The 752-nt window shown below is 68.9% G+C and carries 1 pseudogene; it reads left to right on the forward strand.

From position 1 onward, the window contains the following. Positions 1-135: 135 nt before the first annotated feature. A pseudogene (locus AC507J_RS32310) lies at positions 136-752 on the forward strand (IS5 family transposase); the annotation flags it as partial.

The raw sequence follows: 752 nt of genomic DNA on the forward strand, positions 1-752 counted from the left end.
CTAGGGCCTGTGTCGAAGTCGGTGGCAGGGCTTGAGCTGCCGGCTTGAGGATCTTCGCGTGTCGGTGTTCGAGATGTAGCGAGGTCTCCGGTATCTGGTTCAGCGACCAAGCAGAACCCGAACACCGGAGACCTCGTGGACACCCTAGCGGTGGCGAGGCGGCACGACTTGACCGACGCACAGTGGGTGGCGCTGGAGCCGTTGCTGCCTGCGGGGCGTAGGCCAGGTCGGCCGTCGACATGGACGAAACGGCAGCTCATTGATGGGATTCGGTGGCGGACACGGGTCGGCGCCCCGTGGCGGGACGTCCCGGAGTGCTACGGATCCTGGGCCGCGGTGTACGCGCTGTTCCGGCGTTGGCAGCGGGATGGGACCTGGGCGAGGATCCTGACTGCGTTGCAGGCGGTGGCTGACAGGGCCGGACGCGTCGTCTGGGATGTGTCGGTGGACTCGACTGTTGCCCGGGCTCATCAGCACGCCGCCGGGGCGCGTAAAAGGGGGATCTGCAGGCCGAACCGCCGGGCGGCGTCACGGTCGAGCCGACCGATCACGCGCTCGGTCGGTCGCGGGGTGGGCTGACCACGAAGCTGCATCTGGCCTGCGAGCAAGGGCGCAAGCCGTTGTCGATCGTGTTGACCGCTGGGCAGCGTGGGGACAGCCCGCAGTTTGTGGCGGTGCTCGACGGGATCAGGGTGCCTCGCCTCGGCGGCGGCCGGCCCCGAACCCGCCCGGACCGAGTCTTGGCCGACAAG

Source organism: Micromonospora sp. PRAS1, from assembly GCF_059553435.1.